Origin of the sequence: Pseudomonas kielensis, assembly GCF_030505375.1 — a bacterium.
In the GTDB taxonomy this organism is placed as follows: Bacteria; Pseudomonadota; Gammaproteobacteria; order Pseudomonadales; family Pseudomonadaceae; genus Aquipseudomonas; species Aquipseudomonas kielensis.
In genome coordinates this window covers 4730674-4745734 of the sequence record NZ_CP130043.1, presented here as the reverse complement: position 1 = coordinate 4745734, position 15061 = coordinate 4730674, and the positions used below count along the sequence as shown (strand labels likewise).

7 protein-coding genes, 1 tRNA gene and 3 pseudogenes are annotated in these 15061 nt (G+C 49.0%); 2 read left to right on the top strand and 9 right to left on the bottom strand.

Annotation, left to right across the window (positions count from 1 at the left end; genetic code table 11):
- Nucleotides 1-280: 280 nt before the first annotated feature.
- Nucleotides 281-631: a hypothetical protein gene (locus Q1W70_RS22165; RefSeq protein ID WP_302097954.1), complete on the top strand. Its 351-nt coding sequence runs from the start codon at nt 281-283 to the stop codon at nt 629-631.
- Between the two features lie 299 nt (nt 632-930).
- Here Q1W70_RS22165 and Q1W70_RS22160 read toward each other — a convergent pair whose 3' ends face one another.
- From Q1W70_RS22160 to Q1W70_RS22120, 8 genes and pseudogenes are all read right to left on the bottom strand, one after another.
- Nucleotides 931-1638 carry a lecithin retinol acyltransferase family protein gene (locus Q1W70_RS22160; protein ID WP_302097953.1) on the bottom strand — a complete coding sequence of 236 codons (708 nt, stop codon included), beginning with the start codon at nt 1636-1638 and terminating at the stop codon, nt 931-933.
- A gap of 440 nt (nt 1639-2078) precedes the next feature.
- A complete protein-coding gene (locus tag Q1W70_RS22155; RefSeq protein WP_302097952.1) occupies nt 2079-4361 on the bottom strand; it encodes an nSTAND3 domain-containing NTPase in 2283 nt (760 codons plus the stop codon).
- 1011 nt (nt 4362-5372) lie between these two features.
- Nucleotides 5373-6221, bottom strand: coding sequence for a hypothetical protein (locus Q1W70_RS22145; RefSeq protein ID WP_302097951.1), 849 nt, complete (start codon nt 6219-6221; stop codon nt 5373-5375).
- A gap of 532 nt (nt 6222-6753) precedes the next feature.
- Nucleotides 6754-7602 (bottom strand): hypothetical protein, encoded by an 849-nt coding sequence (locus Q1W70_RS22140; protein WP_302097950.1) that lies wholly within the window; start codon nt 7600-7602, stop codon nt 6754-6756.
- A 69-nt stretch (nt 7603-7671) separates the two neighbouring features.
- A complete protein-coding gene (locus Q1W70_RS22135) occupies nt 7672-9498 on the bottom strand; it encodes an ATP-dependent nuclease (protein ID WP_302097949.1) in 1827 nt (608 codons plus the stop codon).
- A gap of 1153 nt (nt 9499-10651) precedes the next feature.
- Nucleotides 10652-10727: transfer RNA gene (locus Q1W70_RS22130), tRNA-Phe, on the bottom strand.
- A 296-nt stretch (nt 10728-11023) separates the two neighbouring features.
- Nucleotides 11024-12580 (bottom strand): annotated as a pseudogene (locus tag Q1W70_RS22125) (IS3 family transposase).
- Between the two features lie 200 nt (nt 12581-12780).
- A pseudogene (locus tag Q1W70_RS22120) lies at nt 12781-12936 on the bottom strand (IS5/IS1182 family transposase); the annotation flags it as partial.
- Between the two features lie 63 nt (nt 12937-12999).
- Here Q1W70_RS22120 and Q1W70_RS22115 point away from each other — a divergent pair.
- Nucleotides 13000-13287: pseudogene (locus Q1W70_RS22115) on the top strand (LysR substrate-binding domain-containing protein); the annotation flags it as partial.
- A 170-nt stretch (nt 13288-13457) separates the two neighbouring features.
- Here Q1W70_RS22115 and Q1W70_RS22110 read toward each other — a convergent pair.
- Nucleotides 13458-14987 carry a GMC family oxidoreductase gene (locus tag Q1W70_RS22110; RefSeq protein ID WP_302097948.1) on the bottom strand — a complete coding sequence of 510 codons (1530 nt, stop codon included), beginning with the start codon at nt 14985-14987 and terminating at the stop codon, nt 13458-13460.
- Between the last annotated feature and the right edge of the window lie 74 nt (nt 14988-15061).

The following is a 15061-nucleotide window of genomic DNA, read 5'->3' as shown; positions in this document are numbered from 1 at the left end:
GCAAATCGTAAATGCTGATTGCAGTTTGAATACGCGGGTCAGGAATATGTCTGCCCGTATCAACAGCACTGGAAATCCAAGGGTTTTTACATGAGCACATAGATATCTCCTAAGTATTCACCCGACACAGTGTTGGGGTCATAGAAATATATCTGCTTGTTTTTAGTGCTGATACAGTTTGCTCAGGGTTTAAAGTGGTGTGTGGTGAGGCAGTTTATCGTTGTTTTTAGTGATGTTGTTGGCCTTATAAAGAAGAGCCAGCTATGAGAGAGGTTAGGATATGAATGGATTTATGATTTATGAATTGGTAGATACTAAAATGCGTGATTCGTTTGATTTGAACTCTGTTCAGAAATTTATTTTAGAGGCGATTGCTGCCGTATATTCTGAAGCCACACATATTAGGGTTTTTGATAGTTTCTATTCTTTTAAGCCTCCGGTGCTTTCGGATGCTGAACGCAATAGACGAGTACGGAGTTTGGGTCGAATGTTGGCGAGAAATATGCCAGCGCTTACCCGGCTAGCCATGCGCAGCTACGACTCAGGAAAACACGCAAGAAGTAATCAGCTATTTAAGGCTGTGAAAGGAAAGAAGCGTTTAAGCTACTGTCTGGAATTGCTGGCAAAATAATTTAGGTTTAGAGGTGGACGAGTGTTGTTGAGCCCCTGAGTACGTCTTTGGCTGTCTGTCCTCTATGCGTGACTTATTAAAGGAGGTGATTTTCTGTGAGATTCTAGGCTATTGATCGCTGGAAAACTTTGTAAAGAAGCGAGTACGAGCATGAGGTTTTTTACTCATGCTCGGTTTTTTACTAGGACTAACTCATGCATCGGCTTCGATTGTTTTGTCTTTTGAGGGGTGTCACAATGATATTGATTTTTGGCTAATTATTATTCGTGATTTTTCTGTGCCTGGTATTGATCGGTGAATTAAATAGTTTTAGATGTCCTCTTGTCGCTAAAATGAAGGCGTGCTGAACGCCAAGTTAGATCATCGAATTCATGCTCGAGAGTGTCGGCGAGCGTAGTGAATTGCGTGATTTCATACCAAACACCAGTTGCACAGTAAGCGGTGAACCGATGACAGTTCTCATTGATTAAGTCGTAATTTCGGTTTAATCCAACTATTGCGCGAGCACGGCGGCTAATAGCAGGTGATGATATTATCTTGTCGTGAGCACATGCTACATAGAGATTAACTCCAGTTCTGAGCCCTGATGAATTCATAAAGTCATCAATGGAAACGCTTTTTATTGAGCCGTCGCCATTGCGCTCGATTACTCGGTTCCTGCCGACATAAATACCTGTGTGTTCAATAAGCCCTCCTGCTAGGTCACAGGCTACTATGCAGCCTGGGACAAGTTTTTGTTCTTTGTTGGACATCTGGTCAGAAAAAGCGGAGCCTAAACTTCTAATATATTTAGGCGGCAGGGTAATTCGTTTGGGGCTACGGTTGGGTATTATCACTTCAATTAATGTGCTAAAAAATGATTTTGTTTTTTCAGGTTTTCTAGGTTTTTTAGGTGGTTTACGTATTTCCAGTTGCGAGCACGATACCCTCATTTCAGCGCTGTTTTTCCGCATTAAGCTTTGCAGTTCCGCCAGACTCAAATTTGAAAATTCATCTTGATTTTCCATGTTGACCGTTTCCTTGGTGTAAAGTCTTATAGATTTACGTGCTGCATGTATTCGACTGAGCTGAAAGAGAGGCTAGTTACCGACAAGTTAAAAAATTAATGTCTAACACCACCGTTAGGCATTAATTTTCAGAGCAAGCGGTTCGGCTTTTAGACTCGGATCTACACCGGTATCAAAAATGATATTTAGCGAGTCAACGTTTGAATGCTTCAGCTGATCCTTCCATTATATCCAAAACAGCGCCTGTCGTTTCACTGTTGTCCAAGCCTCTCTCAGCTGAAGCGACTCTATGCGTTTGAACCTGACGGCTACGAGCTTCGCGCTGACGGAGAAAAAAGCCTAAGCGTTGGTAACCGTGCTGACGGGAGGTTGGTTCCAGCGACTAGCCGAGGTTTGGATAGTCGCTCTAGAACAGATGAGGGTCCCTAAATCGAATTTTACTAATCTAAGCTGCTCAGTGTGTTGAATAGTTCGTCAATGGAGGGCCCGGTGTCATAGTGTGAGCCTCTGTTATCCTGCCAGTTATCATGTGCATGTTCGGTTTGCTCTGCGTTATAGGCCTCAATTTCACCGATTTTCTCTGCGATGTATTCACGCTCTGTAGAGACATCGACTTCTATTGCTTCAGACAAAGTAAGTATGTCTTGTTCAAAAGACTCGCACTCTGACACTGAGCCGAGGTCGGATAATTCATCTCTGAAGCCTTCATCCAAGAATTGCTCTATCGCGGTTGCGAGTAGTTCTGATCGCGAGGAGCTAGGAAGTTTATTGGTGATGTTCAAGAGTGAGCAAAGTTCGTCCGAGCGAGGCTCGCTCAAAGAGTGGGTTATTAGAGAGTCAATAATGTGGTTCAGGAAAAAAACTTTATCTTTGATTGGAATGAACTTGCTTTCGTGCAGTTGTTTGAATGCGGCCGCCCCACTAATGATGTTGGGAGCCGATCGTTGCCATGAATTAGTGAGGGTTCTAAGGGCTTCGAGCGCGATTTCTTGCATGCACGGGGCGGGTATTGATGTCGCTATCTGCAGTATAATATCGGTTCGTGTTTCCAGGGAGTTAGAATGGTAGTGAGAGAAGTCTCCATTGTACTCAGCGACCGTAGGAGTGTGGAGTAGTCTCTTCAGTGCTTGTGCTAGATGATCGGATTCGCGCACTAGACAGTCTAAAACCACAGTTTTTTCTTGCGCTTGGGCAAATATCCAAATGCGTCGGATTTGGGGAAAACTATATGCGGAATCTATCAGGTCGATCAAGTTGGACAAGTCTTGCCTAACCACTTCGTTCAGCATATCCAGAACGGAGGGATTAATGAGTTCAAACTTGTCACCAGGCCGGATGAAAGACCCGTTCAACTCCGCTAACGCCCTGCGCCAATCAGACGGCTGGCTGCGGAATCCATACCGTTGTGATCTGCGGGAGTGTAAGGCGGAGTACGATTTTTCCAAGTTTTTTAGATCAGTTTTGCCGCCGCATAGATACAGCGCCAACAACACGCTTCTGGCTGCATCACTAATCTGATTTTCATACGCGTGAGACCAGATTTCCGCAGGATTGGCTAATAAGCTTGTAACAAAATCTTGATATTGATCAGCAGAAACTGATTTTAGTCGGCCAAACGATGATAACCATTCTATTAGTCGAGGATTGAATTTGGCATGTTGCACGATGGCGGCGTAGAAACGATCCTTCAGTAAAGCTGATCTATAGCTTTTGGGTAGGTCGCTGAAATATATATGATTGTACAAAATCAGAGCGCGCTGATGTTGAGTGTAGTCCGATATTTCCAGGATGCAGTGCTTATCAATAATTGTAGAGTGCTTTAGTTTTTCTGAAATCGTGATCGCTTGCCTGAGAATGTGTTCACGGGTGGTCAGTATAAGTCGTGAGTAAGGGGAGCTTTGTACCAACTCAATGAAATCGAGGATCTCTCTGTCTTCGTTCCGTGTAAAGGACGATCCGCTTTCGCCTAGAAACGTGGCTCCGATGAAGTCGTCATAATAAAAAATCTGTTTTTTTCCCTGTTGATACCGTTCTCGGCCAACACGGAAGCTATCAACGATAGATACAACTTCGTAACCCTGCTCAAGGTGATTGAAAAGCAACATTTTAGCCAGGCTGGTTTTGCCAACCCCCGGTGCGCCTGAAATGATTGCGACATGCTCATTGTCTAACATTCTTAGAGCTCTGGGGAAGGCGGCACTGCTTACGTAGCGTTGTATATCCCTGTGCACACGATGAACATCGAACTCGCTTTGAGTAATAGATGCGTTATGGATAACGCGATCTAGAACAACTTTGCTTGCGAGCCACAGTTTGTAGTGGGTCATCTCTACACTCGGGAAAAGAGTGAGGAGATTGTTTAAGTCGTCCTGGCCAATTATGTCGGCGGTGGATAGCACTGGGCTGAATAATTGCGCGATGCTTGCTTTGTTTTCTGGGGTTAAACCAACTGATGTTACTAAAATATAGCGGGTGGGGTTTAACTTTTGAGCTTTAATGCTCTCTTTGTTAAGGCTGCTTAAAAGCCCAGCAAACCCTGTGCCGCTGTAGTGTTTGCATTGTACTATTGTATTGAGCGAGGCGCGTGCGATACGAAAATCAATCCCCCCATCTCTTCCGGACTTAAAAGATTCAAGAGTTATCTGGTCTCGTGCCTGGATGAGATCTCGAGCAAGCTCCTCGAAGTCGTTAGGGGAAAGCTGTTTGAAATCATAGCTAGGCATTGTTTGCTTCCGTCCAGCCGGTCTTTATTAGCGTTGCGCAGATCGTTGGTGCTTGATTTAGGGCGCAGCCTTCGTTTGCCAGTAACGAAATGTCCATAGCCCCAGCCAAATCTTCCGGTTTGAAGCATATCACCATCATCATAGAGGGGGGAGCTGAAGGGGTGCACAATGCCACCATAGCTCCGTGAGACTTATCTTAAAGGGCCTCTGCCCGCCTATTACATCCCGAAAACGTCAACTGGCGCTTGCCGTCGTCAGCCTGCATGTCGGTAAGCGAACAGTTGCGCACGCCGGTGCTGTGTTCGCTGTGCCAATGAGCTGAAAACGCGTGTTCATCGAGGAGGTAGCAGTCACTCGTCCAGGCACCCTGAAGCTCAGCGGTTGAGTATTATTGAAGCGCGTTGAATGACTGTTGACGCTGATCCACTTTTAACCTAGAACGCCAACTTTAACTGACACGCCTGAACACCCAACAATCCGGCCAGTAGTGACGCTTTTTGACGTCTGAGGTGGATTAATCAAATTCCGGCAGGGGGGTCAAAAGCGGATCGGCGTCAACAATTTGTTGAGTGCCAGCGATGCTGCTTGCGTCAAGTAACTTCTTTTGGAGGCTTCCTCTGTGGGACTCTCAGATCACCAGGCTTTTCTGAGGTTGGGAGTGGCCTGGTACCGGGGCGTATGCGCCGCCTTTGCTGCCTACAAAGCTGACATTCCCGAATGGATACCCCATTAATTGGCCTCGGTTCGCTAGAGGCCTGTCTAACACGGCAGGAATGTCTGCTCTTGCCCATTTCTGCCTATCGTGAGGGGCTGCTGTCCCCCCTCAACGTGGAGGACAAGCCATGAAAGTCTTTGATAGATATAGCCATCAGCCTTGGAACAGGGGAAAGCACCGACTTGAACATTGCGCCCAAAACGACTAGCGAACGACCCATTCTGCTGAAAAAATGAATGTGATGCCGTCGTCCGCTATTCTCTTTAGCGCTCACTTGATCAACGTAGAGACGTTGTTCACGTCTCAGGCCAATTAAAGGCCTGCAGATTCAGGAAAGTCTCGTAGTAGGTCCGGTGAAGATATTCCAGATCCTCTTCCCAATCGCAAATCGCCTGTGTGAAATTCCCCGGCGATCGTTTGGCATTTCTGCAAAGAGCGGCAATCGTCCTGGCCATTTTCATTAACCGCTCGAGGCTGGACGGTTTAGCCCACTCAGAGAGATAGCTTTTGTCAAAGTAATGAATCGTCAAGGTTGCATTGAATAGCTTATCGAGAATATTTATCCTCATTGCTGATGGCTGCCCGCTCATTCCGACGTGATATCCAAAGTGGCTTAGCAAGCCAGCCTTAATCCAACCAACTTTGACTAATTCAGAAAGCGAAGCGGGCGCATCAGTGGTGGGCCATTTCAAGAACGACTCGAGGTAGGCCTTCCAATTCGTCGTCACGAGCCGGACCTCGAATCTGATGTCATTAAGCTTATCGAAGGTTACCTCCACCTTGGCATCTGTCAGCCGCTTGTAGAGTTCAAAATCGATTAACAGGGCCTTGGTTTCTTCTCTCGGAAACTCTTCAACCTTCTTAGGCTTACACTTTTCCAACTCCACGTTGGCGTACACAGGAAAGAACAAATGTAGATAACCACGTATTAGGTCCTTATCTCTCTTCGATTTTACTATCCTAAGAATTTCTGGGATTGAATTAAGGTTGCGGTGAAACGATTGTTGAATGAGGTATTCGTAGTTTTCGTAGAGGATTTGGCCGGCGCATGATCCGGCATCTTTGAGGTAGCCAGCCTGCTGGACGAGTCTGACTGATTTAATGATCGCGCCAATCGTTAGCTTATCGTTTCCAGCAAGGGACATTCCATTCTCCGCATCTTAGCTCGTGGGTAACCTATAACATAGGACGCGACAGTATTCGGCCTATGCCCATGAAGGCATATTACTATCAACGACCGTTTTCCAGTATGCACTACCTGAGTTGCATCAGATTTCTTAGACGCATCTGACTGGCTGCTTGTGGACCAGAGTGTGTAAAAACGCAGGTACCGTTTTGACGTCTGCGTTGCTACGTAAAATCTGCAAGTGCTTGGCTAATCAGCAGACCTGAAATTTACGTAGGAGCGCGATTTTCGTCCCGATTGCTGCCTGCCGCGACCGACTGCAAAGGCGCTATAGGTCGGCATGAGGCGCTTTCTAGGTGGGCTAAAAAGATTAGTCGGGAGTGGTAGGAGGTGGTCTTTTACAGCGTATCTCACCACTGCCGCAGTAATCTGAATTAGTGACGTCATCCGATTGTTTAAATCGGCTACGTGTAATTATATCAGCGTTATACTAGCTATATCTTGTAAGCCCTTCATGCGAAAGAGTTCCTAACCAAATACTAAGCCCTTGATCAACCCTGCTTGTCGCTCTCTTCTTTTGAGCAAATGCTACCCGGATGCTCTAAATAGAATTCGTCAGGGTTTTTAGTTCCATTGATTTCATTTTCAAAAGCAAACATAAAGGCATTCAGTTCGTTGAAAGCTTTTCTGAAGACATTACCGTCATCCGTTTTAGTGTAGTCACATCTGTCATCAAACAAAATTTCATATCTAAAATTGTAGTGTTCGTTAATTGGGTTGCAATAACCAATCACCAGTTCGACAACAGAAATGCCTTTTTGAGTCGGACGACCTTCTATTACATACTTTTGTAAAGACTTCGCAAAACAGCTCCTAGGCTGCTTGACCCAAACTGTAGATAAGGCGATTTCTCTGCCATTTAGATATAGAGCGGCGCCATAAATAAATTCAAGCGAAAGTTCGTTGAAAATCCCGTACCCTTTATGCATCACTTTGGAATGATAGCTTGTAAAATCGGTGAACGATACAAATCCGAACTTTGACATTGAGCTTTTGCAGATATTCCCTCTCGCCAACTTAAGCTTTTGCTGGTAGGTAATAACTTCTTTACGCCTGTCCTCAGTCCCAGCTTCCTCGGTGATATATTCGATTCGAGGATAGAACTCGTCGGCAAAGTCACCAATATGCAACTTTCCGCTAGCTTTTGAATATATGATAAAGTTGCGACAATATTTATTCGCCAGTATGAGTCCGTCAGGATATTCAAAGGAATATTGGTCGCGCATGGCCTGTCGGAACGAGAGTAACTTTACCTCGCGATGTTTGCGGCATGCGTCATAGTCGAAAATTGACTGCGCTCGTTCACGTTTTTCTTTACTAAATATATCGAAAATACCCACTACAAAATCATCCCTAGCGCAGAAATACTGTTGCTCACCATCGGAGCTTGCCTTTATTGCGAATGGTTTTTAGTCATTCAAATAAAGGGTTCTCATATCCCAATCAGCCACTCGCTGGTCTATTTCTTCAATTGTTGTCCATGCGATGGCTCCATCGGGAAGATCAACGCCATTGAGCTCTAATACACCGTCAAGTAATTGTTTCGTCACATTATATGCGGCTAGTTCTGATTTTAGATGGTTTATGCAGTTTTCAGGCTTCTCGCTGTCAACAACCTCCGCGAAATACGCCTCTTCGAAATTGACGATTGATGCGACTACGCGAGAGTTTCTAGACATTTGGTTTAGTATTTTTTCGTTATTTGTCCAAGCGGGATTCCTTATATCTGTAACCCGATAGACAGTCCTTCCATCAACGCTTGCTGCTCTGTCTTTGACTTTGGACTTTGTGCGTTGACGATCAGTGTCGTGAAGTACGAAGTAGCGAGCTTGAAAATGATTCAAAATTTTCATCATCGAAGCTACTGTGACTTTACCTCGTGCACGTATAACATTTAGGTCATGGTAGAAGTTGTTGCCAGCTTCTAACTCTTTTTGCTTTATGTAGTTGAATGCAGCGTATTCGGTGTCCCCTTCAACTACTAATATTTTGCCCCCGAAAAATGCATCAGAAACGTGTGAGTCAAATAGATTTATTAGTTTTAGGTTTTCTTTATCGTCTGCATCCAGTTGGGCTTGGGCTGGACGGAATAGGGTGGTGGCTTCAATGTTGTCCTGTGAGTTCTTCTCTACCCTAATGATTGTTGTATGATCTTTGCTTAAATCAATAAAGCTAGGAGAGTGGGTTGTTATCATCACCTGCCAGTTTTCATTGTCTGGTAGGGAATATAGGACGTCACGCGCATTTTGAATTGCTTTGGGATGAAGACTAACTTCGGGTTCATCTAATAGGAGAATGTGAGCTGTGTTTGGGCCTACAGGTTCGTGAGCCTTTGCTTTGCCAGAGGCGGGCCTTGCGCGAACACCTTTGTCGGCTAGTAATTTTAGTATTGTCCACAAAGCTGTTCTGCGAGTTCCACTACCTTGTTTTTCTAGAGGCAGTGAAACGCCGTCGATGAGTCCCATTTCGATGTCGAATTCTTCACCTAATAGGTCTATTCCAATTGGAGCTGTACTCTCAGGTGAAATAATCTTCAGTTCATAATTAGGGAATATTTTTTCTAGGATTTGATTGGCTTGCGCTTGAATTGCATCCACACTTGTCTTTTGGGATATCTTAGATTCATTGCGTAGCGTAATGAGGTTTTGAACAATTGTATCGAATCGAGAGAGTTCGTCGTCTTCGTTTAGCTTTAAAGTTTTTATATTTTCTTCGAGAACGGTCTTCAATAAAGAGGTGATTGCCTTCGCTTGTACTTCGGGATTGTCAAATGTATTAACCCTGCGAGGCTTCGGTCGACGAGACTTTGCGACGTTATTTGCTCCCCATGGCATAGTTTCGCCATCTGCTGTGATAGCCCATCTTTGGTGATTAATATTGTAGCCGACCCTTTTGGGTTCGGTGTTGACGTTGGTCCAGGTCCATTTCTCTTTTATTAAGTATGTTCCATCACCCAACACGGTGCACCAATTATCACCAGGTTTGTTTTCGTCGGTGGCTATAGAGTGAACTTCAATTTCAGGTGGGCTGTCTGGAGAAACTATCCTGTTGTGAAACTCATCTTCGTTTAGCTTTAGGCTATCAGCCACAACTTCAAACGCCCTGAGGATTGTGCTTTTTCCAGCGTTGTTGGCGCCAACCAAGATTACAATTTTATCAATGTCGATTGAAATACCTTGCGGGCCAATGCAACCAAAGTTCTTGATTTTAAGAGTAGTTATCTGGGGAGTTGGCATTTCTACATCCTTGTTAGGTTTCGAGGTGCTTGGGGAGCGAATTAATATGTCCGAGGCTATTACTTTGACATCGTGCTGTCTACCGTCCTTCGCCCTCAGTAAATTGATACTTGGGTTGTTTTGGTGATGGTTTGGAAGGGTGGATGGAACGCTCCACCGCGCGCACCGCGTGAATTGGGGAGGCAAATAGGGGCGCTGAGCTAATGAGTAAGCATGTGCACTGTGCGCCACGGCTACCGAGATAGATTGTTGGGCTCCCAGTTCATTCCGGGCTAAAAGCGGGCTCCTCAATCCCCAGGAGCTGATGGCGCTGTTACGGGTGCCCTAGCATCTGTTCAGCCTGTCCAATGAGCAGATGTCGATCGCATGAGTTTCCAGTTTTTCCCCGGCTGTGGGGCTCTGGTCGTGTTCTATATCGATACACAATTTGGGTCTTCATGAGCAACTGGTATAAACGAAGGTTCAGCACCTGATTTTCGACAAAGTACAACGCTCGCTTCATCATCAGCATGGTTTCAAAGCGGAGAGGGGGCAGATCATCGACGCCAGCTTTGTTCACGCAGCGACCCAGCACAGAGCTACATTGAGGGGCGCGCGTCGGTAACGGTTAAAGCGTTGCTCGTCGAAAGTTCACGAGCCAAACGCAGGCAGAAGATGTTAAGGCGCGCTGGACGAACAAGCGTGACATCTGCCCAATAATGTCTGTAGTAGTTTGCGTTCAGCGAGTATGGGAAAGACTTTGCGCCAATGTCTCATCAGTCTGCTCTGTTTTTGTAGGCGCTCCATGAGGAAGTACTGGCAGGATGCAGGCGCCGGATTGTGACTGCCGCGCATACCACGTGACTTTTATCTATTCAGACGTGGGAGGGCACGGGGCGCGCGCAGGGCCCCTGGGGCGCTCCATGGGAGACGAGACGACTATGCCTGGGCGGACTGTATTGCCGACGTCTCAGCTTGTCTGAGTGAGGCTCTCAGCCTGACAATTTAAATCAGATTAAAACTATTCAGTTTTTGGTCCGGTACCGAAAGTCCGTTGGACGCCTTTCAATCACACTGCCGAAGCGCCTTGGTCCAGAAATGGTCCAGAGGCCATTAAATCGCAGGCAATAAAAAACCCCAAGGACACATTGTTCCTTGGGGTTTCTCGGTATTTTGGTGCCCAGAGACGGAATCGAACCGCCGACACGGGGATTTTCAATCCCCTGCTCTACCGACTGAGCTATCTGGGCTGCGGCGCAATTAAACGTTTTTTACCACTGGGGCGTCAAGCACGAAAGCAAAAAAAACTTAATGAATACCTACGCTTATGACTGTCTTTGAGGTGAAGACGCATTACCTAAAAAGCCGTGAACTGGAAGTCGGCACTTGGCTCAGGTCATGCGCCAATACCCTATTGCAGCCAGGAAACGGAATCGCTCTGCCGTTTAAAGTGAACGTCCGCGGTTGGCTGATTCTGTTGAAAAAGTCGAAATTTCAGACTGAAAGACCGGCGTTTTTCAAGGTAGTTGTCGCGTCAACCATCCAGCTATGCGGCTTGCTTCGCGTGCTGTTGATCCCGATCAGGGTTCAACAGCACCGTACCAATTGGCTCCCAGTTACGAGTGCGTCCTGACCATCGCTCTGGATTCCTGCTTCGAGCTTGTTCATACAGCTCATGGCGCAGGGCAAGGATTTGCCTATCCTGACCACGATGACGCTCTGCCGGTGTGACGAAGCGGATCCCGCTATGTCGGTGTTCGTGGTTGTACCAGCGGATAAAATCACGCACCCAGCATCTTGCAGCATCCAAGGTCTCGAAACCCTTGGTCGGCCATTGCGGACAGTACTTCAGCGTTCTGAAAAGAGCCTCCGAATACGGATTGTCATTGCTGACACGCGGTCTGCCCCTTGATGGCGTAATGCCTAACTCATACATCTTGCTCAGCAACGTGGTCGACTTCATCGGCGCGCCGTTGTCCGAGTGTAGTACCAGAGGCTCTCTCAGGCATTGTTCGCTGATCACGCTCCTTTGCAGCAACACTGCGGCCTTGGCGCCGTCCTCATCCTCATGCACCTCCCAGCCGACGCTCTTGCGGCTGTAAATATCCTCGATCAGGTACAGGTAGTAGTACTTTCCACGCACCGAAGACGGCAAGTACGTGATGTCCCACGACCACACACGATTTGGTGCATGAGCCGCATGCGTGGTTGGCTCGGCATTACGTCCAGGGCGCTGAGCGCGTCCTCGGTGTTGCCTCTGCCCGGCAGTCTCGAAGCACACGATAGAACGTTGACTCCGAGCCTACGTAGATCTGCTTATCGGCCAGCCTCGGCACGATCTGGCTGGGTGGCAAGTGAGCATACTCAGCGCTGTTGCACAGGTTGAGAATCGCTATTCGCTCATGCTCATTCAGCGCATTGGGCGGGGTTGTGCGAACTGTAGTAGTACGCGCATCCGCCACCACCTCTTCCGTTTGAGTCCAACGCTGCAACGTTCTGAGCGTCAATCCAACTTCTTGGCACGCCATCGATTTTCGAGCGCCGGTATTGATCGCCTCTGTCAGCCACGCCACCAGCAGTTGCCGTTCCGGCAGAGCGGTCAATTGTCCTCGTCGTCTACTCCCCAGTAGTCGTTGAGCTTTTTTCGCAGCACCAGTAACGCGGCTGTTTCAGCCAGCGCCTTATCCTTACGGCGCAGTTCGCGCTCAAGCTGTTTAATACGTTTCTGATCCTGACGGGCCTGCTCCCGATCAACCTTGGGCTGCGCTTTTTGAGGGGCCATCCCACTCAGGAAGGCTTGCCGCCAGGCAGCAATCTGCTCGGGATACAAGCCTTTGCGACGGCAGTATTCACCCAGTTCAATCTCGGACAAGCTGGCACATTCGGCGACAGCCGCGAATTTCATTTCTGCCGACCAACTCTCGGTCGGGTGTTTGGGATCGGTCACCACCACACATCCTTCGGCACTGGCTCGTTTGCGCCAGGTATACAGCGACATTTCAGTAACGCCCTCGCGCCTGGCGACTTCGGCCATCGTCAGGTTGAGTGGAGGGCCCAGCATCTTGAGCAGTTCGGCTTTGCGCTCAGAGGAATAGTACGGCACAACGGCTCTCTTTCCGCCCCCGGGGTCTGGTTTCAGGTAAGTCTGGCGAGGCGACAACTATCCTGACACCGGGGGAGACATTAAGCTTGGCCGTCACTTCAGAACCTGTTCACCACGCTGGGTGGTTTTTGGGTTCTGCGTTGATCTTTGCAGCTTGGTCAGTGGGTTAATTTGAGGGTTTTTGCTGATTCCGGGCGTACCTATCCCGGGGCCGGCGGCCCTTGTGAGGTCAGTTTCGCCAGTCTTCTTAAATTCTGTACCGCAGCGGCCAAGGTAAATTCGTCGTTTGCACCGGTCATTTCTCGTAGCCTTAATCGATCCAGTTTCAGGATTCGTTTGAGGTGAGCGAACAACATTGCGTGCCGCCTCATGGACGCTACGGGCGATTCATCAGGCCGCCGCCGGAAAACATCAACGCAAGACCCAATGTGGTGGCGCCAAACCAAGCTGTCACCAGTTCAGTCGAACCGGTGTGCAGCATGGTCGCCAATGGCAGCGGCGTGGCAATCCTCTCGAATCTGCTGCTCCACCTCTGGTCACTGGAAGGCAATCGCATCGAAACCCTGACCGTCACCGACAAGGTGACGCCCATGAGTGTCGGGCTGGCGTGGCATCGCGAGCGCAAATTTGGCCCGGAGATGCAGGCGTTTAGTAACTGTTTCCACGATTCATTTTTGGCCCCGCGACAGCTGTCTGCGCGACGCTGAAACAGCGAAAAACATGCCCATTCATCAGTCTATTTATGCCCATCACAACCAGCGACAGGCTGCCTTTGCCATTCGAGCCCGGTTCACCTGTGCAGGCCAAACGGACTCTCCTGTGTGAGGTGTCCATTGCTCATTGATAAAAAGGCTGCCGTATTGTGGAATCAGCATTTTCAGCAGACTCCATTCAATAGGAAACGCGCAATGCGTTCACCGACGACAGCGCTGGGCAGTGCCGTCGTACCGCGCGGCACCTCAGGAAACACCGAGGCATCGGCGACATGCAGTCCTTCCAATCCATGTACCTTGCCGGTGTATTCAACAACTGCGTAGGGGTCGGACGAAGGCCCCATGCGGCAGGTGCCAACCGGGTGCCAGTAGTGGCGATGATTGCTCCGTACCCACTCGATCCGTTCCGTTTGCTGCTGGGGCGGGATGGCCAAGGGCGCGCCGATGAATGCAGACATGGCCGGTGAGCGGATCAGCTCCTGGGTCCACTGAATCCCGAACAAGATTGGCGGAATATCGTCGGAATCAGCGAAGAAGCCCGTGTCGATAGTCGCGGCAACGTTTGCGTCACTGGAGGTCAATTGTAGGTGTCCGCGTGACTTGGGACGTAGCAGGCCGACCGGAAAAACACAGCGCCAACCCTGTTCGAGGGAAGGATCGCGTTCAATCCAGGGAAACACGTGCAAATCATACGGGGCGCTCCCTGCGTAAGGAGAACGCAATTTGATGATGGTTTGCTCCTCCATCAGCACCCGATCGGCTTCGAATGCAGTAAGCGCCTCGGCCAACGCTTGAGTGCCCTCATACTCCAGATTGGCGGTTGGCTGGTCGTGCAGATTGTGTCCAACACCCGGCAAATCCAGGGTCACGGGGATTTGCAGATCGGCCAAATGTTCCTTGGGGCCGATGCCCGAACGAAGCAATATTTCCGGGCTTCCATAGGCTCCCGCGCAAAGCACTATCAGCTTGGCAGGTATGCGTTGTTCAACGCCCTGATGAATGATGTGTACCGCTTGAGCGATCCCGTCCTTGAATGAAATTCGCTCCACCAGCGTGTCGCACAGCATTTGCAAATGCCCACTGTCACGGACAGGGTCCAGATAGGCGAATGCCGCATTGAGGCGAACACCCTCCAGCGAGCTGTTGATCGGGGCACAACCCGCACCGGCACCGCCGGCAAGCAAATGGAAGTCGCTTACCAGCGGCAACCCCTGAGCGGAAGCGGCCCCCAGGACCGCTTGGTGAAAGGGCTGGATCTCGTCGGGCAGATAGTGTCTGGCCCAATAGCGGTCTAACGCCGATTCAAACAGCGGTGCAAGAGACGCCGCATCCCAGCCGGGACAGCCCTGGGCAGCCCATTGGTCATAATCGCCGGCCCAGCCGACATTTTGGGTCGTGCCATTGTGACTTGAACAGCCACCGATCACACGGCAACGGTCCAGCGCGAGTGGCTGGCCGGCGCTTCCGGGACCGGTGTAGCCCCAGTCGTGCGATGTGGGCAGCGTGCGTGCGTTGAGTAGATCGGCGGGCCAATCGGGTGAAGTCCGCGAACCATAGTCAGGTCCCGCCTCGATCAGTAGTACCTGACGGCCTGCCGCAGCAAGCCGGCCCGCGATGGTACAGCCTGCCGAGCCTCCACCGATCACTACCACATCAGCGTTACGAATAGTCTTGATCAAAATGATGCCCTCCATGTCAAGAAACGTCCCTGTGCTTCAGGGCCGAACAGGGTGCATATCGATTTTGCTGAATACGCTATTCATTACTC

Bases quoted from the DNA above. Each gene is read 5' to 3' on its own strand.
- Q1W70_RS22135 (WP_302097949.1), bottom strand. From the start codon at position 9,498: ATGCCAACTCCCCAGATAACTACTCTTAAAATCAAGAACTTTGGTTGC.
- Q1W70_RS22160 (WP_302097953.1), bottom strand. From the start codon at position 1,638: ATGGAAAATCAAGATGAATTTTCAAATTTGAGTCTGGCGGAACTGCAA.
- Q1W70_RS22110 (WP_302097948.1), bottom strand. From the start codon at position 14,987: ATGGAGGGCATCATTTTGATCAAGACTATTCGTAACGCTGATGTGGTA.
- Q1W70_RS22145 (WP_302097951.1), bottom strand. From the start codon at position 6,221: ATGTCCCTTGCTGGAAACGATAAGCTAACGATTGGCGCGATCATTAAA.
- Q1W70_RS22155 (WP_302097952.1), bottom strand. From the start codon at position 4,361: ATGCCTAGCTATGATTTCAAACAGCTTTCCCCTAACGACTTCGAGGAG.
- Q1W70_RS22165 (WP_302097954.1), top strand. From the start codon at position 281: ATGAATGGATTTATGATTTATGAATTGGTAGATACTAAAATGCGTGAT.